The organism is Pseudoalteromonas luteoviolacea CPMOR-1 (assembly GCF_001625685.1).
Lineage (GTDB): Bacteria > Pseudomonadota > Gammaproteobacteria > Enterobacterales > Alteromonadaceae > Pseudoalteromonas > Pseudoalteromonas luteoviolacea_K.
This window is the reverse complement of record NZ_AUYC01000014.1, coordinates 285,573-308,426: the sequence shown is the minus strand read 5'-3', so window position 1 is coordinate 308,426 and position 22,854 is coordinate 285,573. Positions and strand designations below refer to the sequence as shown.

The following is a 22,854-nucleotide window of genomic DNA, read 5'->3' as shown; positions in this document are numbered from 1 at the left end:
ACATTTGAGACTCTAAATATTTTGTTAGAACTCAATCTGTACGAGTGCCCACACAGATGATTGCTTCATATTTTTAAAGAACGGTGTAACTAACCCTTGGTTAGTTACCGCAGCGTTGCTGCGAAGTGGAGCGCCATATTAACCGCTTCACTTTTAAAGTCAACTAGAAAATTTAATTTATTTTCAATTAAGCTTTCAGTTTGGCTTTAACCTTCATTTTGGTTTGCGCTTTCTCTCGCAGCCCGCCGTGTCAGTGGGTGCGCATTATAGGGAGATTTAAGATTGGCGCAAGCGTTTTTTTTATAAAAAACGATAAAGACGTTCATTTGAGCAAATAGAACACAAAGAGGTGGTTTTTTGGACTAAAAAAACAGCCGTGCTCAATAAAGAACACGGCCCACATACTATTCGTTTTGTGCTTACTTAAAACTTGTACTCAATACCCAAGCCTAAATAGTCTTCTTCTGTTCCGGCATCTTCATCAACAGATGAATAAAATGCGTAGAGCTTTGCTGCTTTTGCAAGCTTATGGTCGATACCAATACTAATACCATCAACATCTTTTGAAGCAGCCGCATCAAAGTCAATCATTTGGTATTGGATCTTAACTGTATTTGCACCAAAGCTATAAGCAGCGTTTACTAAGAAACCATCCGCGGTGCCTGTACCATCTACTTTTTCTTGCTTCTGGTACATAGCACCAAGCTTTAAATCATCCGTTGCTTTATATTGACCTGATAAACGTAAAGCATCATAACCTTTTACTTCACTGTCGCCCGCAAGCGCTACATAAAACTTAGACTTTTTAAGTTTTGCATCACCGTATGTAACTGCACCAGAGTAACCGTTTTCTCCATCTGTCGCATCTTCGGCAATAAACGTACCCAGTACTTTAAAACCATTATAGCTTGCAGACTTAAATGATAATGAATCGCCTACGCGGTTTTCACCTTTCCAAATATTTTTAATATCTGCTTCTAAATCATTAAATAAATCAAGCTTGCCTTGAGAAAGCTTAAACGCTGTATCATTACGACCAATAACAACTTCACCATACTTGCCTTTTAAACCAACATATTGGTTACGAGCAGTAATATTGTCATCATCGCCTTTTGAGTCAGCATCTGATACATCAACTTGAAATTCTAACTTGTAAATTACTTCCAGGCCTGAATCTAGCTTTTCAGAACCCTTAAAACCAAAACGTGAGGCATTGCTTTTAACTTCAGTAAATGAGCCATCTCCTTCATCAGAAGATTGAACAGACAAGTTTGCTTTACCGTATACATCAACATCGGCATGAGCATTCAAAGATAGACCACTAAGAATAGAGAGTAATAATGCTGATTTGGTTAGTTTCATGTGTATTTCCTCAATATCGCAACACGTAATTTATTAGACAGGCGCAGTCTGCCAGCACTAAGTGACAGAAATATTACACATAAAATAAAAATGACATTTTATTGAAACTGAAAATTCAGCATTGTGTCATAAATAGGTAATGATAAGAAAATCAGACATACTGATATTACTCTGTAATAGAAGCTAATAGATTTACGACTGTTTCTATATGCTCCACCTGATCATTCCCTTTATGATAAGCGACATACACTTCCCGAAAACTACACTCTACAGAATCTACAAAAAACAACTGTTGTTTACGTATTAGTTCTGCTGCGAGCATTTCTGGTAAATAGGCCGAACCACCACATTGCAAAATAAGCTCCAAGGCTATACGCCCTGTACTAGTACGAAAATAAGGCGGAATATCACTATTACACTGCTTTGCATGCCAAAGTGAAAACGCCGTCCCCCAATCTACATACACATACTGTTTGCCAAAAAAGTCATCTCTATTTGTATAATTAAATGTACTGACAGGAATTATAGACAAGTTTTTAACTTGTCTAACGATTAATTCATCAACTTTAGGGGGATCAAATAACACAGCAATGTCCAATGTGCGCTCCAACAATAGCCTTACACTCTCCTGATGCGCCTTTACTTCTGCCACCAAAGAGACACCCGGCATAGATGACACGATTTGATTGATACCAAAATGCAGATAAGCATCCCATATGTTTGGTGTGCCAGCCAACGACAGTTGCTGCTGCCTATTACTCGCTAATGCGACGTCAAGCCTTGCCCTTTGTATCGCAGTTAATAGCATTTTTGCATGAGGCAACAAGCGTTCTCCTGGCGCCGTCAGCTGAATATTGTTACGCTGGCGCGTAAATAAACTCACACCTAAATTTTGTTCTAACTGCCTAATTCTGAAGCTGACAGCTGATTGAGTTATATACAAGTTTTCAGCAGCACGACCAAAATGACGAGTTTTTGAAACTTCGACAAAAGTTTTTAATAGTTCCTTGTCCATTCCCCTACCTTTCAATAAAAAACTTTCGTTTAAAAAAGCATCACCATTGGGCCATACTCTTGCAAACAAATTGAGGAAAACATCATGGATAAGACTATAGCTGAATTAAAAGAAGCTTTTGCTGCACCTAAGCCCTTTTACGATGATAAGCATTTCCCTAGAGGATTTTCGAGAAGTGGACATTTTACATTGCTCGAGTCTGAACTTCTGCAACAACATGGACAGCTTCTTCGTCGTTTGCATCAACAAGAGACTAAACCAAGTAACCCACTGCAACAGCAGTTTCTTGATACCTTTACGCAACACACACCACCTACGAATCGCATTGAAAAAATTTGGGCTAAATACCTAGACCTAACAACCCGAAAACATAAGGTTCATACATTAAGTGTTCAAAACCATAGCCAACGAACTCAAAATCATATTGAACAGCAGGAAGTAGAACCCAGTTTAGATTAAGGTGTTTTCACATTTACCGTATTGCTCTGTCAGATTTAATGTCTACATTGCTAGTTGACGGAGTTATAGTCTAATGAATCTCATATTCTTCATTGCTTTTTTTGCGCTTTCAGTTAAAACTGAAGTAAAGAAAAGCTGTTAAGGTTGTGCATGTGTTGAGAAAAGTGCTCATAATTGAAGACACACCAACTATCGCAAAAGTTCAAAAACACATTGCAAGTTCTGTAGGGTACGACGTTGATGTCGCTACAACTTTGGAAAGTGCAAAAAGGTTAATTAACGATCACAACTACTTTTGTGCAGTAGTCGACTTTGTATTGCCCGATGCGACAAACGGAGAGGCTATTCCGTACACCGTAAAAGCAAATATACCGACCATCGTAATGACTGGTAACCTTGAATCCAGTACCCGAGATACAGTAGATAAATACCCTGTCATCGACTATATAACGAAAGAAAATAAACAAGCATATCAATATTTAAAACGCCAGTTGCAACGTTTACCTCGCAATGAACAAGTTAAAGTATTGGTTGTGGATGACTCTGCGGCAACACGACGACATATAAGCTCCTTATTGCAAAGACATAAATATCAAGTTTATGTCGCTGAAGACGGTATAAAAGCGCTTGCCGCACTTAATGACCACCCAGATATTGATGTGATCATCACAGACAATGAGATGCCTAATATGAGAGGTGAAGAGCTGTGCGCAGAGATCAGACGATTGTACAGTAATGATGACAAGGCCATCATTGGTATTTCCGGCACTGACAATGCTTATTTATCTGCTCGTTTTCTCAAAAGCGGCGCAAATGATTATTTGCGTAAACCGTTTAACCCCGAAGAGTTTTATTGTCGATTAAGTCAAAACGTTGATATGTTAGAAAACATTGCAACCATTAGAAGACAAGCAAACACTGACTATTTAACCCAATTACCAAATAGACGTTATTTCTTTGAACATGCCAGCAAACAACTCACAATGAATAGTCGTCAAAGCCATAGCTGTATGCTAGCTATGATTGATATCGACTTTTTCAAAAAGATTAACGACCAGCATGGCCATGATGCTGGTGATAAAGTCCTACAATCAATTGGTGAATGTTTTGAGAAGTTTTTTGAACACGACCTTTATGCTAGGTTGGGTGGCGAAGAGTTTGCCGTATTATTCCGCTCACTAGATAGCAAGGAAAACGCTCAAAAATTAGAGCAATTTAGATTATTTCTAGAAAAAAGTAGTAGCTCTTTGACTCCGTACCATATTCCATTCACAGTTTCCATTGGCGTGGCAGATAAGATCATTGAGAGCATTGATCCGCTCATAAAAATAGCAGATGAAAAGCTTTACACAGCGAAAGAATCTGGACGAAATCAAATTGCCTTCTAAAGTGTTTATCGTCTGAAGAAGGCAATAGTATATGTATTAGCTTTTTACCCTTTTAGACTTGCTCGCTCTCCATGAGTCCAAACTAAACAAAATCAGCGCACCCCAGATAAACGCGAATGTTACGGCCCTTTCTACATCAAATACTTCACCATAAAAGATGACAGCTAACATCAACATTAGACTTGGTCCTATATATTGAAAAAAGCCCAGAGTCGAGTACGGTATCCTTTTGGCTGCAGCTGTAAAACTTAATAATGGCAATGTGGTGACTACACCTGCGGCAATCAGTAAAACATTAAGCTCAATGCTGTTTGCAAACATGTCGCTTGTTGCACTTGGCAGCATGACAAACCAATAAACCGCCGCGATAGGCAACAAAATAGCTGACTCTATAATTAAACCTGGCAGAGACTCAACCGCCATTTTCTTTCTCAATAAACCATAAATAGCAAAAGAACCAGCAAGTGAAAACGCGATATAGGGAAACGAACCAAAGCTGATTAATTGAATTACTACCCCAGCTGATGCAAGTAGCACAGCGATCTTCTGACCAGCTCTCAGTCTTTCAGATAAAAACAACATCCCTAGCAACACATTTAATAAAGGATTTATATAATAACCAAGGCTCGCATCTAACATATATCCATTATTGACCGCCCATATAAACAGGCCCCAGTTAAATCCTAATAGTAAAGCTGTAACAACCAGCATCACCATTAATTTTGGATTTACTAAGATACTGTGCACTTTATGCCAATTATTGCGTAAACCGATCACAACCATCACAAACACAACAGACCATACAACTCGATGTATTAAAATCTCAAGTGCTTCTACCTGTTCAATTGACTTAAAGTAAATTGGTGCCAACCCCCACATAATAAAAGCGAGCGTCGCATATATATAGCCCTGTGTTGTCTTTGATTCGACCTTCATTTCACACCTTTTTATCACCCATACGCGAAGAAGGCGTGCATTATACAGATATAAAGTGGCATCACCATGTTGCGACTCCAATTCTATTCCCGCACTCAGCATTGTGTTCTTTACAAGAGTGTATTGAACAGCTGCCAACATAAAGTCCTGTCCGCTGTTAACTTGCCTAGAGCCTAGTTAGTTCACTTGATTAAAAGTCCTACAACTCGACTTAAGAATAATCATTAAAGGAAGACAATTACACTAAAACACTCTAAAATGCGCGCAATGGAAACACTTGCTACACAAAAATCATTGACCCCCCAGTCTGTACTCAAAGAATATTTTGGTTACACAACATTCCGCGCGGGGCAACAAGACGCCATAGAAGCATGCCTAAGTGGGCGTGATAGCTTGGTTTTACTCCCAACAGGAGGGGGGAAATCGTTGTGCTATCAGGTACCCGCATTGATGTCGCAAGGCGTAACCATTGTTATTTCTCCCCTTATCTCATTGATGCAAGATCAGGTTGCTCAATTACAAGCACAAGGTATCGCCGCAGAGTTTGTTAACAATAGCGTCGAGTGGCAACAGCAACAACAGATCTATCAACGACTTCACAATGGCGAAATTAAAATGCTCTATGTGGCACCTGAGAAAGTGTTACAAAGAGACTTTTTGGAGCGTTTATCAAACATACCTTTGGCATTATTTGCCATTGACGAAGCGCATTGTGTATCACATTGGGGTCATGATTTTAGACCGCATTACTGTCGACTAAACGAATTAAAGCAAGCGTTTCCACTTGTTCCTATAATGGCGCTTACCGCAACAGCGGATATAGCGACGAGAAATGATATCGTTTCACAGCTTAATTTGGCTGACCCTTTTGTTTATACCGGTAGCTTTGATAGACCAAATATCCGCTATACCATCGAAGAGAAATTCAAGCCTCTCTCACAACTCATGCGATATCTAAAAACACAAAAAGGTCAAAGTGGAATTATTTACTGCTCTAGCCGTAGGCGCGTCGATGAGATAGCTGAAAAGTTGTCAGAAGGTGGATTTAACACCGCAGCCTACCACGCAGGTATGGAGAATGAGCAACGCCAATTTGTGCAAAATGCATTTGCCCGTGATGATGTACAAATTGTAGTGGCAACTGTCGCATTTGGAATGGGTATCAATAAACCCAATGTACGATTTGTGCTGCACTATGATATTCCAAAGAGTATAGAATCTTACTACCAAGAAACAGGCCGAGCTGGTCGTGATGGCCTTGAAGCTGAAGCCATCATGTATTTCGATCCTGCTGATATTGGGCGAGTCAGACGCTTTTTCGAAGATATTCCTGACGAACAGCGTCGAAAGGTGGAACAGCAGAGATTTAACGCAATGGCTAACTTTGCTGAAGCCCAAACTTGTCGACGACAAATTTTACTGAATTATTTCAGCGAGTATCAGAGAGAACCTTGTGGTAACTGTGACATTTGCTTAAACCCACCAAAGCATTTTGACGCAACGCTCGTTTCACAAAAAGCACTCTCTTGTGTATATCGTGCTGAGCAACGCTTTGGCCTTGGCTACATTGTTGATCTTTTACGAGGCGCCAATACCGCGCGTATTCGCGACAATCAACATCATAATTTGAGTACGTATGGGATTGGTAAAGATCAGAGCAATGAGTATTGGTTAAGTGTATTAAGACAGCTAATTCATCATGGCTTATTATTTCAAGATATCACCCAAGGCGCGACTTTAAAGCTGACAGAAGCTGCGAGAGCCGTTTTAAAAGGTGAATATGCACTACATTTAGCAGAGCCAAGGCTGCAAGCAAGTCATGTTTATCAAGACAAACTGGCACAATTTAATTACGATAGAAAACTCTTTGCTAAGTTACGTAGTTTACGAAAAGAGCTGGCCGATCAGGATGATGTACCGCCGTATGTCGTATTCAATGATAAAACACTTGCTGAAATGGCTCAGAAAATGCCAACCGATGATAGTGATTTTTTGAAAGTCTCTGGGGTTGGCTTTACCAAACTCACAAAGTATGGTGCGCCTTTTATGCAATTAATCCGCAATTATTTAGCGGCAGAATAAGCAGAGAAACACATGATAAAGATCATTAGCTTAGATGCGCAAGATACACTACAAGTCATACCTGACGAGTTTCCCGATAGTGATGAATTTGAATTATGGGGCAGCGTGTTTCTGGCTGTTGATAAATTAGACACTCTAGAGTTCAATGAAGGTGCAGACCGGCATCAATGGCGCTTTACTTATTTACAGCAACCATTCTCACTCAATTTTGAACACTACAGTGAAAGTATTTGGATCTGCCCTGAAGGTCAAGAGGCATCCCAACTACTCTCCAGCCTGCACGCACAAATTTGTTCGAATTTACAACAATAATATAGACTTGCAAGAGCATGTATGCCTAACATAAGCCATACTGATAGTAACAGTAGCGTTGGGCATATATATGGTGATATCTCGGTTTTGCTTCTTTTTTGTTGTTATCTACGTCTATGGCACTCAATTAGCGTGTGCTCAAGAGCAAAGGCGTTCACTAGATAACTGCACCAATATCGCAAATACAAAGCCAACCGCAGATAACTACAGCCTTGAATTGAACTCAGAATACTCATTACCTAATGTAATAAATGCCAGAATCAGTACTGTTAAGCTGCATCAACTTAATGTTTTTGACACGAGCTTACCTGAAGAAGATAACGCCTTATTTAGGTTCGCAAATAGAGCGCATGTGACAACTAAGCCTGAGGTAATAAAAAGCGTTTTGCTGTTTTCTGAGCAAAGCGAATATGATCCACAGCTACTTATAGAATCAGAAAGACTTTTACGTCAGCAATCGTATCTCTACGATGCAAGAATTTTTGCGATAGAAAACTGTAATGGAGATATTGAAGTCACCGTGGTTACTCGTGACCTGTGGACTCTGTTACCCGACCTCAGCTTTAGTCGCAGTGGAGGTGAAAATGCCAGCAGAGTCGGTTTTCGAGAAAGCAATTTATTTGGTTACGGTAAGCGCTTATCTTTAACTCATATAGAAGATGCTGACCGAAGTGGCTATTTATTTGTATACGATGATCCCAATATTCTCTCGTCCAGATATCAAGGGCGCATCGAGTACTCTGATAATGATGATGGTGAGCGACATCATATTGGGGTTGATTATCCGTTCTTCTCAACTCGAACGCCGCATAGTTATGGCTTTTTTAACTATGCGAATAGACGTGTAGAGCCATTATATGAAAATGGGGAAACAGTTTCTGAGTTTGAACAAGATTCAAAGACAAGCCAAATTTATTACGGTATTGCCAAAACTTTAGATGCAAACTGGACAAGGCGATTCATTATTGGCTATCGAGATCAGCAAGACTCATTTAAGAAAATCAGAGAAACCACATTACCCATAGCTAAACAACGACAATTGAGTTACCCCTTCATTCAAACACAATGGCTTGAAACAAAGTTTATTAAAGTTCGAAACTTTGACTCAATATATCGCACTGAAGACCTAAACCTCGGTTGGAACATCAATACGCAACTTGGTTACTCTAGTGATACTTTAAGCGACGATGATACGAGATGGGTATTTAATACGACAATTAGCAAAGCCCACTACGCTAGCGAGCATGGACTTTTTAGATTTAATTTTATCATCGACGGATATTGGAATGTCGAAAGCAATGAGAGTGAAAATTTAATTACGCAGCTCAACCTAGAGTACCACCTAAATACAGGAAACTATCAATCTTGGTATACTCGACTCAATATCACACATGGCAAAAATTTAACTGAAGATAAGCAATTAACTTTGGGCGGTGAAACAGGCCTGCGTGGCTTTCCAGCGAGATATTTACAGGGTGACAGACGCGTGATCTTAAACATAGAAAAAAGATACTATTGGGAATATGACCTGTTTCAACTATTTAAAATTGGGGGAGCTGCTTATTTCGATATTGGCCGTGTAGATGGTAAGACCTTATTTAATTCAAACCATCAGTTCTATAAAAATCTGGGGTTCGGGATCCGAATGGCACCGAGTAGAGCAAATTCAGGATTAGTGCTTCACTTGGATCTTGCTGCGCCGATTGATAAACCACGAGATGTCGATTCAGTACAGTGGCATTTCACAGTAAAAAACCGTTTTTAATCAGGAAAGAATTTAGAGTAAGAAATTTACTGGCGCTCTCGACAGGGATCGAACCTGTAACTTAGCTTCCGGAGAGCCACGTGATATCCATTTCACCACGAGAGCACAGTATCTTAAGCAACTTCATAATAATCACATCTCAATTGAAATACCAGTGTGGAGACGTTTGTATGCCTATTTATTAAACTAAATACGAAAAAACATTACCAACTTCCCCAAAAGTCATATATTTAGCTATGATTAAAGTTCAAAAATAATAAATGTAATTAGATCTTAGTAGCTAAGCTACCAACATCATCTTGAGGATTTGTATTATGACCCCTATGACCACTGAGCAAGTTGCTGAATTTTTAAGTGTAAAAGTGGAGCGTGTTAGGCGACTAGCAAGAGAGAACTTATTAGTTGCAAAGGAGCATGATGAGAATGGAGAGCCCATCTTTGACAAGGAAGATGTTGAGAAATACAAAGAGCTAGCAAAAAGGCTAGGTGGAATTTAATATCCCTTGCCTCGTGATGGTTCAAACCTTACGAGGCAAAGCCACATTATGATGTTGGCACCATACTATAAATTGAGCTAACAAACTTTGCTGTGCTTTACACTCTCCTCGGCTTTCATACCATGCAATACTCAAAATTAAATAAACACCCACATAAAGATTAAGCTTTTTCACGGCATAACTAGGTAACTGACTCGATTGAATTTGAAAATAATCAACCAACATTTGATATGATTGTAACGATGACAACTCAAAAGAACAGCACAGCGCAGCTAAATCAAAAAAAAGATCATTGTTTCCTGCATACTCAAAATCGATGAAGCAAACCCCTGAAGGTGTATTGAGCACATTTTCTCTAACTAGATCATTGTGACAATAGCGAATATCAGTGGTCAGATGCTGAATTTCATCTATTAAATAATCGCCTATTTGTACAGCATGCAACTGTTTAGCCGCTTTATGTACATCAGCAGCTAGGTCTAGGACATGACTACATTGGCTCGGGTAATGATGGACTTTGACAAGTACATCTAATAGCTTCTTATCTACCTCGGGAGGAACATCAACAGTGGTCAGGTATTCTAATACTGCCAATTTTTCTGTTTTATCGATACATATAACCGCTTGAGTGATATTTTGTGTCGCTAACTTATTTTGAATAGTTAACGCTGTTTCTGGTAATTCACTATTAAACGCTTTAAGCAAGCAGGGCTTGCTGCCAAGCTCAGCATAAAAGTTGATATTGCTAAGCCCGGCTTCAAGCCTTTTAAGTTGTTGTACGCTTTGATGCGGAAACAACCTACCAAGTGCTTCTAACGCATCGGCGTCATCAAAGCTGCGCAACTGTTTTTCCCTCTCGATTACTATGCTCTTCATACCACTTCATATAGCCCCAACATGCCATGAAGGTATAAAAAACATATAAAGCAAGCGTTGGATAGTAACCTTTTAAATAGTAGAGATACATAGATGCAGCATCAATAACCACCCAATATAACCAGTTTTCTAACACTTTTTTTGCAACGAGGTAGGTAGTAACAACAGCAAAACAAGTAGTAAAACTGTCTAAATAAGGTAGATCAGCATGTGTGTAGTTATCTGTGATATACCCCATTAAAATGGCGATTATACCGGTCGAAATAATAATTTTTACATGCTTAAAGAACGACCAAGAAACAATTTTAGACTCGGTATTTTTATTGCCAGATCGCCACATCCACCAACCGACAAATGCCATTACCAAATAATAGAAATGTAAAAAGGACTCCATCACTAAAGCACCATTCCAATACATTATGGTGTAAATCGCAGTGCTAAAAAATGCAGCAGGCCAACACCAAATGTTCTCTTTAATGGCCAATAATAAATAGAGTATTGATAATGCGACAGCTAGGTATTCCCAACTGGACATTGCAGTAAACCCTGCAAGTGTTTTAGTAATTAACTCCATTATGCCTCAGGGGATAAATCGCCAGAAATAAACTTACAAACAAATACACTCTGACCAAATTGTTCAAAGGATGCTTTCATTTCAGCCTGAATAACTGACATCACAACATCAAACTCCCCAAAAACCTGAGTAGACATCGTATTCGTAATTACCGTTAAACCATCATGCTTATTGAGACGCTCAATAAAGGATTTTATGAAAGGAATATAGTCAGAATGAAGTGGGTACTTACTTATTTCAACAGAAAGTTGCATACAGTGGTCCAAACTTTTTGAGTTAATTAATTACCATGCAGTGTACATGCAATTGAGATATAAAAACATATCTCACCTCTTCAAGTTTAAGTTTGGTGCCTTTGTGACAAAACTTCTTGGGTAATAGTTAATCCAATCTTGCTGATAGCGGATCAACCCTTGCTCGTTAAAATGTAATACCGTAGTAAAGCGCCATGGTCCCAGTTGCTTTCCATGATATAAAAAGGGATTAAAAATGCCGCGCAACACGGCAGTCCGCTCTTCGATAGACACAATTTTTTGTTCAATTGATAAGGTGTGTTGAGAGTTAAGTACCAAAACGTCTTGCGACTGCCAGTTGAAAAACTCCGCTAGTTGCTGCTTACTTGTGACTTTGTAACCATATAACATGTCTTCTAAAACGACATCGTCCGCATAAAAAGATAAAAACCGCTGAAAATCAGTACGTGCTTGATACGTGCTTATGTAACGCTCAAGCGTTTGTTCAAGCTCTGTATTTTTTGTCTCAACTGGTACACTTGTACAACCAAAAAGTACTGAACTAAAGATTAAGGTAAAAATCAATTTGTACATTATGATCTTTTAATTAGTTTTACTTAATTTGATTAAAACATAAAAAAGCGCCTATTGGCGCTTTATTATTTATGCTCCCACAATGCCTAATGGCGTTGCCGTTTTCCAATCGCCGCGAGTAAAGTCTGGTATAGAGACTGACTCACTTCGGTTTGCTACCGACTGCGCAGAAAGCGGGGAGATAACTGACCAAGCCGCCCCATCGTATACATCCTGATCAAGAGGTTCGCCATTTCTCAAACAGTAAATCATTCGCCAAAACATCAAGAAGTCCATACCTCCGTGACCACCGTTGCGCTCAGCTTCTTTACCCATCTTCACCCATAACGGATGATCGTACTTACCGTACCAATAATCCATGTCTTCATCCCAGTCATGGAAAGACCCTCTTCCCCCTTGCTCTAGCGCAATTCTATTTGGAAAACCAGCAAAAACCCCGTTCGTTCCTTGGATTAGGTTGTGACGAGAATAAGGACGAGGTGTTGTTGTATCATGCTGGACGACAATAGAGCGACCTTTAACGGTTTTAATCATGGTGGTGTTCATGTCACCGCAAATATAATCCCATTGATTACGTTGATGTCCTTTTGGAAATTCTCTTTGAGCGTAAGCTGCACGGCCTAAAGCGGGAGAGCTCATTGAAGTCAAATAGTCAAATCTGTCACCACGGTTAATATTCATGTACTGGGATACTGGCCCTAAACCATGAGTAGGATACAAGTTGCCATCTCTTCGGGTATGCCATTCAGTGCGCCAAGAGCCTGTTTTATGCTCAAGCTCTTTCATTTGCCATCGAAGCTCATGAATATAGGCTGCTTCTCCATGCAACAGCTCACCAAAAATACCTTGGCGAACCATATTCAAAACCATCAGCTCATCACGACCGTAATTTACATTTTCCATCATCATGCAGTTTTTCTGCGTGCGTTCAGCGGTATCTACGATTTGCCACATTTCCTCCACAGTAAGTGCTAAAGGCACTTCTACAAATGCATGTTTGCCGCTTTCCATGGTGTCTATGGCCATCGGCGCATGCCATTTCCAAGGCGTTGAGATGATGACAATATCAATATCGTCACGGGCTAACATATCTTTATATGCCAACTCTCCTGTACTGTATAGTGCAGGCTTTTTCAGCCCTTTATCTGTTAAAAATTTCGCAGAACGTTCCAAAACCGCTTCATGAGTATCGCAAAGTGCCACAATTTCAGCACCATCAATATGACTCATCCGTTTTACATGACCATAACCACGTTGGCCGACACCAATGAATGCAACACGCACAATATCCATTTTTGGCGTAATGAGTCCAATAACAGACTTGCCTTTTGAGCCCGTTGCGACAGTTTGCCCATTTGTCTGTGCACAGCCTGCAACTACACCCGCTGCTGCTGCCACACCTGCAGCCTTTAGAAAATGTCTTCTATTTATATGCGTCATGAAGGTTCCTAGATTACAACTTGTTTTATCATTTGAGTTTTTATATTTATTTTTAGTATTACTGACTACTAGAGCGCATGGAACATCTATGTATGTCAGTGAATACCCTATTTATGACAACGCTATCTTATGCAGCTGAAAGAATCAAAGAGATGCGACTAATTGATGTTCAATAAACAATTATTGTACTGTCGAGTAGTCACAGTAGCCCATCAATGGCGATACGAAATAGCGCAAAAGAATTAGGTATTCCTACGGTGATACTTGGATGGTTGAGCATGTGAAAGGAATCAAAAGCGCCTGAGACAGAAGATGGACAGGCGCTCAATTTAATAAACTAGATTGATTTAGTTTATTAACGCTTTCAATTGAGGTTCTTTACGTAATATATCTTGATACAACGCAAATTGGTTTCGTGCTCTCTCTAAATTGTGAGCATCATGTTTTGTCGCAAAATAATGATCGCCATCTAGGTAATCCGTTAAAAAGCGAATGCCTATCATCAATGGCATAACTTTTGCGCCCAGTATCAAACTGTCACGTTCTGCGTCTGTCAATTTATCAGCAACTTCGGCAATGTAACCCTTAACAATCGCTTCAAAGATCTCAACACGCACAACTACGTTACTCAGGTTAGTTGAATCCTCCTGCTCTGGTGAGCAAAAAGTGCGCACCATATCGCCAAAGTCATATAACCAATAACCAGGCATACAAGTGTCTAAATCGATCACTGCTTTGGCTTTGTTGGTAGATGCGTCAAACAGCATATTATTGATTTTCGTGTCGTTATGACAAACTCTCAGTGGTAATAATGCCTCTGCTTTTTCCACTTCATGTGCCAATTCATATTGAGATTGGCAAAATTGAATATCAGCCAAACATCCACTCACGCGACCAACAGGATCTTGTTCTATCACTTGTTTTAGTTTTTCGATTCTCATCGCCAAGTTATGAAAATCGGGTATAACTGGAAATAATTTTGTCGCATCAAAGTCATTTAATGCTTTTGCAAAACACCCAAACGCGCCAGCAGCTGTTTGCGCTTTTACAACACAATCCACAACATCTTCGCTATAACTTTTTCCAATGAACTCAAGTGCTCTCCACACTTCGCCTTGATATTCGACGAGGAACCTTCCAGAGTGCGTAGGAACATGCTTGATAATACCCAATTCGTATGCACCTGCACCAGACTTGCCGACAAGGTGCTGCTCTATCAAGCGCGCGTTTTCTACTAATTTTTCTGGCTCAGGAAAGACTGTTGTATTAAGTTTTTGAACTACCAACATGCGTTCGCTATCTTTTAACAGCATAGTCGTATTAATATGACCACTGCCGATCGGTTTCATTGATATTTCTTCACCGCACAAACCATATTGCACAGCCAAATGCTCGGCGATCGAACGATATTCCATACTTACCCTATAAACTGGCTTTTTAACTAAACTTGCGGCTAATTCATCCGTGACGTAGTTCATAAATTTTTCCTGCGACACTATCTAATTCTTCTTTGTAAGTAACACCAAACCATCTATCTTTTGCTACATATACTCGGACAGTGGCTTGGTTCAAATTAATCATATGCTGAATACAATCGGGTAGATAATACTCTTTTTTGACATCGCTGTCATGAGATTCTAAGAATAGCTCAAATTGCGCCTCTAATTTGTCAAAAAGTGATTGAGTAACTCCCCAACAAGTCATCGAAGCAAGGCTATTCTCTTTAATTGGTGTTTCTTGATTGTCAAAGATACCGATATAACCTTCATCGGATTGACGTATATTTAAATACTCATGCACTTGCGTAAGGTAGTTATCAGACAAAGCACATATGCCTCTATTGACACCACCAAGTTCTGACATCGTTTGTGATAAAGGATAGGCTACTATCGCCATTTCGCTAGTATTTTGATCTATATTACAAAAATGCGCGAATAGTTGAGTGTAGGCCCTTGCACCATAATAATCGTCAGCAGTAATTACGACTGCATTGCCAGCAACGAAAGATCTTGCACATAGCAAAGCATGCCCTGTTCCCCATGGCTTTATGCGTTTATTTGCGATGCCTTTAAAGCGTGATGGCACCAAACTCACTGACTGCACAGCCAAGTCTACTTTCAATGGTTTTGGGAGCCGAGGTAAAATCACATTTTCTATCGCCGGTCTGACGGCTTCATTTATCACGAGAACAACATGGCGAATACCAGCTTTGTAGGCATCCTCTATGCTAAGCTCCATGATTGTCTTACCCAGCTTAGGTAGCTCTGCTATCTGTTTGCCACCACCAAAACGGGTACCTAATCCACCTGCCAATACAACCAAAGTTGGTATATCTGCGCTTGTCATTAAATTTTAATTTAAAATTGAAAACTAACGCGCAGTCTACCTAGCTTTTTTACAAAGTTAAAGCAATTGCAAAAATTGCATTGTTCCAAAGTGGCTTTTTTTGTCATGCTTGTGCATTTTATGATTAAAATCATTATTTATATTCGCTGACAAAGATACTTTGTCTCCAAGTATTCATCCATGCCTTCAGCGCCACCTTCACGACCGAAACCAGATTCTTTCATACCACCAAAAGGGGCTGCAGGGTTAGAAATAGCGCCCTCATTAATACCAAGCATGGCAAAATCTAGGCCTCTCGAAACACGCGCGATTTGCTTTACACATGACGAATAAAAATATGCAGCCAGTCCAACATTCACCTCATTAGCCATCGCCATGACTTGTGATTCTGAATCAAAGTCGATCAGTGTGATGACTGGGGCGAATATCTCATGATGATAGATATTCATGTCTGAACTAACTTTATCTAGGATCATGGGTGACATAAATGTGCCAGCTTGCTGTCCTTCACTGCTCTGCATAATCTGTGTCGCACCGCGCTCAATGGCATCCTCAACCAGCTGTTTGGCTTTAGACTTTGCGGCCTCAGTGATCAAAGGCCCTATGTCAAAGTCTGCATTTACACCAGACCCAACTTTTAACGACGCAACACGACGTTTAAGCTGTGCAACAAATTCAGCTTTAATATCGCGATGTACGAATACACGGTTTGCTGCAATGCATGTTTGCCCTGCGTTACGAAACTTCGCAATCATTAACCCATCGACAGCAGACTCAATGTTAGCACTTTCAAAGACAATAAATGGCGCATTACCTCCAAGCTCCAATGAAGCTCGTTTCATGGTATCCACACATTGCGTATAAAGTAACTTGCCAACTCGCGTCGACCCTGTGAACGTTAACTTTCTAATGGCTGATTTGCCATTCAGATGTTCAATTAACGTTTGTGGCTTATCGCTTACTAATACCTGAAAAGCACCTTCCTCTATACCCGCTTGTAATGCCAATTTAGCCAATTCAATTGCACTTATTGGGGTCAATTCTGAAGGTTTTAAAATAAAACTACACCCTGCGGCATAGGCCGGTGCCACTTTTCGCGTGATCATCGCCAAAGGAAAATTCCATGGCGTAACCCCAAGTACAATCCCGACCCCTTGCTTATGTGAAGTGACTTGGTGATTTGGCGTATGAGGCGGAATGACAGTACCATAGGCTCTTTCAGCCTGCTGAGCAAACCAGCGTACATAACCTGCGGCGTAAACCACTTCGGCTTTAGACTCTTGTATCGGCTTGCCTTGCTCTAGGGTAATGATCTCCGCTAAACGAGATTGGTTATCCATGATGAGCTGATACCACCTATGCAAAACGGTGCTACGCGTCTGAGCTGTGGTTGTTTTTAATTGCTCAAAGCATCTACTGGCAATCTCTACAGCAAAGTCGGCATCCTCTATGCCGGCTTGTGTTACATTCGCTAATAAAGAACCATCTGCTGGATTATATACTGATAACAAATCACCATGGTTATGGTCTGCGCCATTGATGATTGAATGTAAAGTCTGTCCTGTTTTAAACATCATGCTACGCTCCAAACAAAAAAGGCTGTAGTGGTTAGCTACAGCCTTTCGAATCAATCCACTATATTAGTGCTCTTCGTTAACGATATTCAAATTATATTTTGGTATCTCAACAACTAAGTCTTCATCGCTGATCACAGCTTGACAGCCTAAACGTGATTCAGGCTCTAAACCCCATGCTTTATCGAGCATGTCATCTTCAAGCTCATCACTTTCTTCCATTGAGTCAAAGCCTTCTCTGATCACAACGTGACATGTCGTACATGCACATGACTTTTCACATGCATGAGGAATACTGATCCCATTTTTTAACGCAACATCCAATACGGTATCGCCAGATTTCGCATCAATTGCTGCGCCCTCAGGACAAAGCTCTTCATGGGGTAAAAAGATAATTTGTGGCATATTAAACCTCGTCTACTGACTGACCTTGCAGTGCCTGTTTGATTGATACATCCATGCGGCGAGATGCAAATTCACTACTTGCTTCATCAACCACTTCAATTGCATGCTTGATTGCATCTGGATCAGACGCATTTTGGCGTTTGTCATCCAACATCGCCATCGCCTCTCTTAGGCGATTTAATTCTTGCTCATTTAATAATGCAGACTCTGTTGCCAAAGATGCTTCTAGGGCTTCGAGTACTCTCAACGCTTCAACTTGCTGCTCTTTAAGCATTCGCGCCTGCATGTCCTCTTTGGCAAAACTCATGGAATCTTTGAGCATTTTCGCAACCTGATCATCGCTTAAACCAAAAGAAGGTTTCACTTGAATTTCAGCTTGCACACCCGTCGATTTTTCACTTGCAGATACACTTAAAAGGCCATCTGCATCGACTTTAAACGTCACACGGATATGGGCAGCACCTGCTGCCATGGCTGGAATGCCTTTAAGGCTAAACTTGGCGAGTGAGCGACAATCATCAACCAACTCACGTTCACCTTGCAGAACATGCAATGACATTGCCGTTTGACCATCTTTAAACGTGGTAAACTCCTGCGCACGTGCAACCGGAATTGTGGTATTGCGAGGAATGATTTTTTCAACCAAGCCTCCCATAGTTTCCAATCCTAAAGACAGCGGTAAAACATCCAATAACAGCATATCTGAGTCTGGTTTATTACCCGCTAGAATATCAGCTTGAATGGCTGCGCCAATTGCCACTACACGATCAGGGTCGATTGACGTGAGCGGTTCTTTTTCAAAAAACGCACCAACCGCTTCGCGAATAACTGGCATACGCGTTGAGCCGCCCACCATCACCGCCTCTAAGACTTCTTCTTTGCTAACATCCGCATCCTTTAATGCTCTGCGACATGCACGTAATGTCTGTTTTACAAGCGGCGCAACAAGCTCAGCAAATTGACCACGCGTAACAGAAACTAAATGCTCTTCACCGCGAAGTTCAAGCTTAACATTGACCGTTTCATACCCACTCAACGCTTCTTTACAGGCTTTGGCTTTTTGAATAAGCAAGCGCAGCTCTTGTGGTGTTAATTCACTCAGCTGTAATGTTGACTTAAAATGTTCAACAAGCACTGCGTCAAAGTCATCGCCGCCTAAGCTTGAGTCACCACCCGTTGCCAATACTTCAAAAACGCCTTGGTTTAAGCGAAGAATTGAAATATCAAAAGTGCCACCACCCAAGTCGTATACAGCAATCACACCTTCCTGACCAGAGTCCAAACCATACGCGACTGCAGCAGCTGTTGGTTCATTCAAAAGGCGTAATACTTTTAAGCCAGCGATTTCTGCCGCATCTTTGGTACTTTGCCTTTGTGCATCATCGAAGTAAGCTGGTACCGTAATTACACTGCCTACAATTTCCTGACCAGCAAAACTGTCCGTTGCTCGTTGATACAGTGACTTGAGGATTTCTGCAGATGCTTGAATTGGATTGATAGGACCTGCCACTGTGTTTACTGCCAGTGCACCCTGGTGCTCAACGAACTCATAAGGCAAGTTTTGATAACGGGTCGTTACTTCAGAAACAGATTTACCTAAAAAACGTTTCACTGAGATAAGCGTATTTGTTGGGTCTTCTACCGCTGCTTGCTGCGCTTGTTGACCAACAGTAACGCTGTCTGCATGATATCTGACAACAGAAGGCAACATAGCTTCGCCATTAATATCCGCTAGCGCTCTGGCTTCACCACTTTGTACTGTGGCCACCAAAGAGTTAGTAGTACCTAAGTCGATACCTATTGCCAATTTATGTTCGTGAGGTGCCGCGCTCTGCCCCGGCTCAGCAATTTGCAATAATGCCATAGTACTCTTTTAACTTAAGTGGTGACGCTAGATTAATCGAAAAGGCTATCTTCAATGCGAGACAGCTCTTCGCGTAATTTATATATGAATTTTAACTTGCGAATATTATCAGCTGCAACTTCTAATACAGCAGTATCTTGGCTCACAAGCTGCTCTGCAAGTTGCGCACTATACTGTGTATCTAACTGTTTAATCTGCGCTTCGAATGCATCGATTTCATCTTCAGGGTCGCTGCTATGCTGAATGTCTTCCAGTGCTTCCCTCAGCTCCATCTGCTGCATTAAAAATTCAGGGTCTTGCAATGTTTGCTGCTCAGCTCTTATATCAACACCTTGCTCACTCAACATATACTCAGCGCGCTTGGCTGGGTGCTTTAAAACAGCAAGAGCATCATTGATCTCAGACGTCTTTTGTACAGCCATTAATTTTTCACGTTCACTTTTCCCTGCAAATTTGTCAGGGTGAACAGCACGTTGTAATTCTAAATAACGCTGATTTAGTAAGGCCAAATCGACGTCATAGCTCACTGGTAAATTAAATAATTCAAAATATCGCATAAGGACCTAATACAGCAAAGCCCTACCAAGGCAGGGCTTTAGCAAACTATCTATTACAGATGGTTAAACGGTGAAGCTTTCACCACAGCCACATTCGTCTTTCTGATTCGGGTTGGTAAATTTAAACCCTTCATTAAGACCTTCTTTGGTGTAATCAAGCTGAGTACCGTCAATATAAACTAAGCTTTTTGCGTCAACGATGATTTTTACGCCCATTTCTTCGAACACTTCATCGCCTTCTGCAAGCTCATCAACGAATTCGAGTACATACGCAAGACCTGAGCAACCAGTCGTTTTAATACCTACCCGCAAGCCAAGACCTTTTCCTCGGTTAGCAAGGAACGTCTGCACACGATTTGCAGCTGCTTCAGTTAATGTCACTGCCATAATTTATCTCTTACTTCGCCTGCTTGGTTTTGTAATCTGCAATCGCTGCTTGAATTGCATCTTCCGCAAGAATCGAGCAGTGAATTTTAACCGGTGGAAGCTCAAGCTCAGCAGTAATGTCTGTGTTTTTGATCTCTGCTGCTTGATCTAGTGTTTTGCCTTTCACCCACTCAGTTACAAGAGAAGATGAAGCTATCGCGCTACCACAGCCATACGTCTTAAATTTTGCGTCTTCAATAACACCTTCATCAGACACTTTAATTTGCAGCTTCATCACGTCACCACAAGCTGGGGCACCAACCATACCGGTTGCTACATTTGGGTCATTCTTATCTAACGTGCCTACGTTACGTGGGTTTTCCACGTGGTCAATTACTTTATCACTATATGCCATAACTCTTTCCTCACTAACCGCCTATATACTTGCTACAGTTCATACAAGCTGTCTTGTTTAATGGTGTGCCCACTCAACTGAATCTAAATCAATACCGTCTTTAAACATTTCCCACAGAGGAGACATTTCTCTCAAACGACCAATAGAGTCTTTGATAAGTTTGATGGTGTAATCAATTTCTTCTTCTGTCGTAAAACGGCCAATACTGAAACGAATCGAGCTGTGTGCCAACTCATCGTTACGGCCTAGCGCACGAAGTACATAAGACGGTTCAAGACTTGCCGACGTACATGCAGAACCTGATGATACTGCAATATCTTTTACAGCCATCAGAAGAGACTCACCTTCAACATAGTTAAAGCTGATGTTTACAATACCTGGTACAGATTGGTCGACAGTGCCATTAAAGTACACTTCTTCCATATCCATGATGCCATCGATCAGACGCTTACGAAGTGCGCTGATGTGTGCGTAATCTTTATCAAAATCTTGTTTTGCAATACGAAAAGCTGAACCCATGCCAACGATTTGGTGCGTCGCAAGTGTACCAGAGCGCATACCACGCTCATGACCACCACCATGCATTTGTGCTTCAAGACGTGCACGAGGCTTACGACGAACATATAATGCACCGATGCCCTTAGGACCATATGCTTTGTGGCCTGAGAATGACATGAAATCAACTTTAAGCTGCTTCATATCAATTGCCACTTTGCCTGCGCTTTGAGCACCATCAACGTGGAACATGATCTTACGTTCACGACACATTTCACCAATTGTTGCGATGTCTTGGATAACACCTAGCTCGTTGTTTACGTGCATTACACTAATAAGAATCGTATCTTCACGAATTTCATCTTCAAGCTTTTTCAGATCTAAAAGGCCGTTTTCTTCAACGTCCATATATGTGACTTCAAAACCTTGACGCTCAAGCTCACGACATGTGTCGATAACTGCTTTGTGCTCAGTTTTTACTGTGATGATGTGCTTACCTTTCTTCTGGTAGAAATTCGCAGCACCTTTAATTGCTAGGTTGTTTGACTCAGTCGCGCCAGATGTAAATACGATTTCGCGCGGGTCAGCATTAATTAAATCAGCGATATCATTACGCGCTTGGTCAATTAGCTCTTCTGCTTGCCAACCAAAACGGTGTGAACGTGACGCAGGATTACCAAAGTTACCATCCATTGTCAGGCATTGCATCATTTCGTCTGCAACACGCTGATCAACCGGCGTGGTTGCAGCATAATCTAAATATATCGGTAATTTCATTTCTTTCTCCGCTAGACGCCAAGTTATAATTGGCAACTCACTTGAATATTATCTAATTGCTTCATCGCATCGCTTACGTTTCTGTCCTGACGTGATGCAACTGATTGCACATCAGAATTTGAAACAAGCTCGGCAAGGGAAATACTGTTTAAAAATTCTTCTATTCGCACACTTAAGTCCGACCATAGTGTGTGTGTTAGACAGCGCATGCCACTTTGACAACCGCCTCCTTCACCATGACACCTTGTTGCGTCCACAGACTCATCGACTGCATTAATCACATCACCAACAGAAATCGTATGTGCATCGCGGCCCAGTAAATAGCCACCACCTGGTCCTCTAACTGAACTGACGAGTCCATTTTTACGAAGACGTGCGAATAATTGTTCTAAATATGATAGAGATATTTCCTGACGTTCAGAAATATCTGCCAGAGGCACAGGTCCAATATTGGCATGTAACGCAACATCGAGCATTGCAGTTACTGCATACCTGCCTTTTGAAGTCAGTTTCATACGCGCC

Annotated in this window: 24 protein-coding genes and 1 tRNA gene; 6 read left to right on the top strand and 19 right to left on the bottom strand. The window is 40.9% G+C overall.

Annotated features, from left to right (window positions below; all coding sequences use genetic code 11):
- Positions 1 to 423 precede the first annotated feature (423 nt).
- Positions 424 to 1,362 (bottom strand): porin, encoded by a 939-nt coding sequence (locus N473_RS04650; RefSeq protein ID WP_063366910.1) that lies wholly within the window; start codon positions 1,360 to 1,362, stop codon positions 424 to 426.
- Positions 1,363 to 1,528: 166 nt separating this feature from the next.
- The gene (locus N473_RS04645; RefSeq protein ID WP_063366909.1) at positions 1,529 to 2,377 is read right to left on the bottom strand and encodes a LysR family transcriptional regulator; all 849 of its coding nucleotides are present in this window, start codon (positions 2,375 to 2,377) and stop codon (positions 1,529 to 1,531) included.
- Between the two features lie 84 nt (positions 2,378 to 2,461).
- On the opposite strand from N473_RS04645, the gene N473_RS04640 reads away from it, so the two are divergent.
- Positions 2,462 to 2,836, top strand: coding sequence for a DUF413 domain-containing protein (locus N473_RS04640; RefSeq protein ID WP_063366908.1), 375 nt, complete (start codon positions 2,462 to 2,464; stop codon positions 2,834 to 2,836).
- Between the two features lie 152 nt (positions 2,837 to 2,988).
- Positions 2,989 to 4,224, top strand: coding sequence for a response regulator (locus N473_RS04635; protein ID WP_063366907.1), 1,236 nt, complete (start codon positions 2,989 to 2,991; stop codon positions 4,222 to 4,224).
- Positions 4,225 to 4,260: 36 nt separating this feature from the next.
- Here the strand turns inward: N473_RS04635 and rarD are convergent, their stop codons facing one another.
- Complete coding sequence (rarD, locus tag N473_RS04630; protein ID WP_063366934.1) at positions 4,261 to 5,160, bottom strand: EamA family transporter RarD; 900 nt, start codon at positions 5,158 to 5,160, stop codon at positions 4,261 to 4,263.
- Between the two features lie 258 nt (positions 5,161 to 5,418).
- Here rarD and recQ point away from each other — a divergent pair, with 258 nt between their 5' ends.
- The 3 genes from recQ (at position 5,419) to N473_RS04615 (ending at position 9,319) form a co-directional block, all read left to right on the top strand.
- Positions 5,419 to 7,242: a DNA helicase RecQ gene (recQ, locus tag N473_RS04625; protein ID WP_419555134.1), complete on the top strand. Its 1,824-nt coding sequence runs from the start codon at positions 5,419 to 5,421 to the stop codon at positions 7,240 to 7,242.
- 12 nt (positions 7,243 to 7,254) lie between these two features.
- On the top strand, positions 7,255 to 7,554 hold the full coding sequence (locus tag N473_RS04620) for a DUF3630 family protein (protein ID WP_063366906.1): 300 nt from the start codon (positions 7,255 to 7,257) through the stop codon (positions 7,552 to 7,554).
- Positions 7,555 to 7,624: 70 nt separating this feature from the next.
- Positions 7,625 to 9,319: a hypothetical protein gene (locus N473_RS04615; RefSeq protein ID WP_063366905.1), complete on the top strand. Its 1,695-nt coding sequence runs from the start codon at positions 7,625 to 7,627 to the stop codon at positions 9,317 to 9,319.
- A 30-nt stretch (positions 9,320 to 9,349) separates the two neighbouring features.
- Here the strand turns inward: N473_RS04615 and N473_RS04610 are convergent.
- A tRNA-Arg gene (locus tag N473_RS04610) sits at positions 9,350 to 9,424 on the bottom strand.
- 209 nt (positions 9,425 to 9,633) lie between these two features.
- On the opposite strand from N473_RS04610, the gene N473_RS04605 reads away from it, so the two are divergent.
- Positions 9,634 to 9,816, top strand: coding sequence for a helix-turn-helix domain-containing protein (locus tag N473_RS04605; RefSeq protein ID WP_039611793.1), 183 nt, complete (start codon positions 9,634 to 9,636; stop codon positions 9,814 to 9,816).
- Between the two features lie 21 nt (positions 9,817 to 9,837).
- Here N473_RS04605 and N473_RS04600 read toward each other — a convergent pair whose 3' ends face one another.
- The 15 genes from N473_RS04600 to iscR all read right to left on the bottom strand — a co-directional run bounded on the left by N473_RS04600 (position 9,838) and on the right by iscR (position 22,847).
- On the bottom strand, positions 9,838 to 10,692 hold the full coding sequence (locus tag N473_RS04600) for a phosphotransferase (RefSeq protein ID WP_081220951.1): 855 nt from the start codon (positions 10,690 to 10,692) through the stop codon (positions 9,838 to 9,840).
- Positions 10,646 to 11,266, bottom strand: coding sequence for a nicotinamide riboside transporter PnuC (pnuC, locus tag N473_RS04595; RefSeq protein WP_063366903.1), 621 nt, complete (start codon positions 11,264 to 11,266; stop codon positions 10,646 to 10,648). Before pnuC ends, N473_RS04600 begins: the two co-directional genes overlap by 47 nt.
- Positions 11,266 to 11,520, bottom strand: coding sequence for a YkoF family thiamine/hydroxymethylpyrimidine-binding protein (locus N473_RS04590; protein WP_063366902.1), 255 nt, complete (start codon positions 11,518 to 11,520; stop codon positions 11,266 to 11,268). Before N473_RS04590 ends, pnuC begins: the two co-directional genes overlap by 1 nt.
- A gap of 72 nt (positions 11,521 to 11,592) precedes the next feature.
- Positions 11,593 to 12,093, bottom strand: coding sequence for a nuclear transport factor 2 family protein (locus tag N473_RS04585; RefSeq protein WP_063366901.1), 501 nt, complete (start codon positions 12,091 to 12,093; stop codon positions 11,593 to 11,595).
- A 69-nt stretch (positions 12,094 to 12,162) separates the two neighbouring features.
- Positions 12,163 to 13,533 (bottom strand): Gfo/Idh/MocA family protein, encoded by a 1,371-nt coding sequence (locus tag N473_RS04580; RefSeq protein ID WP_063366900.1) that lies wholly within the window; start codon positions 13,531 to 13,533, stop codon positions 12,163 to 12,165.
- 347 nt (positions 13,534 to 13,880) lie between these two features.
- Positions 13,881 to 14,948, bottom strand: coding sequence for a phosphotransferase enzyme family protein (locus N473_RS04575; RefSeq protein ID WP_063366932.1), 1,068 nt, complete (start codon positions 14,946 to 14,948; stop codon positions 13,881 to 13,883).
- Between the two features lie 43 nt (positions 14,949 to 14,991).
- A complete protein-coding gene (locus tag N473_RS04570) occupies positions 14,992 to 15,879 on the bottom strand; it encodes a sugar phosphate nucleotidyltransferase (RefSeq protein ID WP_063366899.1) in 888 nt (295 codons plus the stop codon).
- Between the two features lie 137 nt (positions 15,880 to 16,016).
- On the bottom strand, positions 16,017 to 17,453 hold the full coding sequence (locus N473_RS04565) for an NAD-dependent succinate-semialdehyde dehydrogenase (protein ID WP_063366931.1): 1,437 nt from the start codon (positions 17,451 to 17,453) through the stop codon (positions 16,017 to 16,019).
- Between the two features lie 66 nt (positions 17,454 to 17,519).
- On the bottom strand, positions 17,520 to 17,858 hold the full coding sequence (fdx, locus tag N473_RS04560; protein WP_039611799.1) for an ISC system 2Fe-2S type ferredoxin: 339 nt from the start codon (positions 17,856 to 17,858) through the stop codon (positions 17,520 to 17,522).
- Between the two features lies 1 nt (position 17,859).
- Complete coding sequence (gene hscA, locus N473_RS04555) at positions 17,860 to 19,722, bottom strand: Fe-S protein assembly chaperone HscA (RefSeq protein WP_063366898.1); 1,863 nt, start codon at positions 19,720 to 19,722, stop codon at positions 17,860 to 17,862.
- Between the two features lie 32 nt (positions 19,723 to 19,754).
- Positions 19,755 to 20,279, bottom strand: a complete 525-nt coding sequence (gene hscB / locus N473_RS04550; protein WP_063366897.1) for a co-chaperone HscB — start codon at positions 20,277 to 20,279, stop codon at positions 19,755 to 19,757.
- A gap of 63 nt (positions 20,280 to 20,342) precedes the next feature.
- Positions 20,343 to 20,666: an iron-sulfur cluster assembly protein IscA gene (gene iscA / locus N473_RS04545; protein WP_063366896.1), complete on the bottom strand. Its 324-nt coding sequence runs from the start codon at positions 20,664 to 20,666 to the stop codon at positions 20,343 to 20,345.
- 10 nt (positions 20,667 to 20,676) lie between these two features.
- Positions 20,677 to 21,060, bottom strand: a complete 384-nt coding sequence (gene iscU, locus N473_RS04540) for a Fe-S cluster assembly scaffold IscU (protein WP_039611803.1) — start codon at positions 21,058 to 21,060, stop codon at positions 20,677 to 20,679.
- Between the two features lie 57 nt (positions 21,061 to 21,117).
- Positions 21,118 to 22,332, bottom strand: coding sequence for an IscS subfamily cysteine desulfurase (locus N473_RS04535; RefSeq protein WP_063366895.1), 1,215 nt, complete (start codon positions 22,330 to 22,332; stop codon positions 21,118 to 21,120).
- A gap of 23 nt (positions 22,333 to 22,355) precedes the next feature.
- Complete coding sequence (iscR, locus tag N473_RS04530; RefSeq protein ID WP_039611805.1) at positions 22,356 to 22,847, bottom strand: Fe-S cluster assembly transcriptional regulator IscR; 492 nt, start codon at positions 22,845 to 22,847, stop codon at positions 22,356 to 22,358.
- Positions 22,848 to 22,854 lie beyond the last annotated feature (7 nt).